This is a genomic window from Delftia sp. ZNC0008, assembly GCF_000799035.1.
Taxonomy (GTDB): Bacteria; Pseudomonadota; Gammaproteobacteria; order Burkholderiales; family Burkholderiaceae_C; genus Comamonas; species Comamonas tsuruhatensis.
In genome coordinates, this window is record NZ_JTKZ01000763.1 from 1 (window position 1) to 1,324 (window position 1,324).

The following is a 1,324-nucleotide window of genomic DNA, read 5'->3' on the forward strand; positions in this document are numbered from 1 at the left end:
GCCGCGCGCCACGATGGCCATGGCCTGTGCTGCATCCACGCCATCCTCCCAGCGCAGGCCATGGCCCTGGTCGCTGCACCAGCCCGACAGCTGGGCCTGCCAGCCCGGCGCGCTGCCGGTCACGCGCAGTTGCCCGCCCACGGGCAGGGCGGCCAGCGCGTGCTTGACCAGCAGATGGGCGCCGGCATCGAAGCCCAGGCCCTGAAGGTCGATGACAGGCAGGGTGGAGGCGGGCTGGGTGGAGGCGGGCAGGGCGCCGCTGTCGGAATCAGGCATGGCCATGGCGCGTATCAGTAACGGTAGTCCTGCACGGTGATGCGGCCTTCGGCGTCGTAGAAGGCCTCGTCCGTCACCGCGCGCTCCAGCAGGCCGTAGCCCGTGCCGCGGCCCGGGTGCCAGACCTTCAGGCCTTCCAGCTCCAGCAGCGGGCGCACTGCCGCGTCGTCCCAGGACATGGCCAGCAGGATGTCGCGGAAGGCGGCGGCACGCCCGGCATCGATGTGCGGGCCGGCCGTCATGTTGCAGTGGTCGAAGGCGCCCGAGGTGGCCAGCACGCGCGTGCCGCCGGCCGGCAGCGTGCCTTCGCGCGCAAAGGCCAGGTAGTTCTTGCCCACCATCCATGAGGCCTGTATCTCGCCGGCCACCATGGCGGCGGCGGCCAGGCGCTCGCCGCCGATGTGGTCGCCGTGCTTGCCGCCCAGCACGTCAAAGCGGCGTGCCGTGTAGTCGCGCCCGGCCACCAGCCCTTGCTGGCGCAGATGGTCCAGCGGGATCAGCGTGGCCTGGGGCGAATCCACGGCACCGAAGCCCACGGTCTTGCCGCGCAGGTCCTGCACGCTCTGGATGGGGCTGTCTGCGGGAACGACCAGCAGCGAATGCAGGTCCAGGTCGGTATCGCGCATGGCGATGGACTCCACGCGCAGGCCGCGCGCGCGGGCCATGCGGTCGGCGCGCACAAAGGCCAGCGGCGAGTTCCAGGCCAGGTGCACATCGCCTGCCATCAACGCCTCGGTCAGCGACTCGTAGTTGGAATAGAGCACGTAGTCGAAGTAGTAGCCGCGCTCGATGAAATACGCCTTGAAGCCTTCCCAGATGGTGATCACCTTGGGGGCGTAGGCCACGGCGCCGAGCTTGATCACGGGGGCGGTTGTCGTCATGCGGAAGTCCTTTGCTGGATGGGGGAGGAGGGGTGAAGCGATCGACGGGTTCTGCCGTTCAGGCTCAGGCGGCGGCGTCGCACATGCCTTTGCCCAGCATGTCGTAGATCACATCGGTGGTGGGCGCCATGACCGAGGCGGCGCGCGCATCGCGGAACAGGACGCGG

The 1,324-nt window shown here is 69.6% G+C and carries 1 protein-coding gene and 1 pseudogene; both read right to left on the reverse strand.

Annotated features, from left to right (window positions below; translation table 11 throughout):
* Positions 1-276, reverse strand: a pseudogene (locus L995_RS24760) (ferritin-like domain-containing protein); the annotation flags it as partial.
* Positions 277-290: 14 nt separating this feature from the next.
* Positions 291-1,157 (reverse strand): phosphate/phosphite/phosphonate ABC transporter substrate-binding protein, encoded by an 867-nt coding sequence (locus tag L995_RS24765; protein WP_016450660.1) that lies wholly within the window; start codon positions 1,155-1,157, stop codon positions 291-293.
* Positions 1,158-1,324: the final 167 nt, after the last annotated feature.

What these genes read in the sequence shown, in the direction of transcription:
- L995_RS24765 (WP_016450660.1), bottom strand. Translation starts at nt 1,157, where the DNA reads ATGACGACAACCGCCCCCGTGATCAAGCTCGGCGCCGTGGCCTACGCC.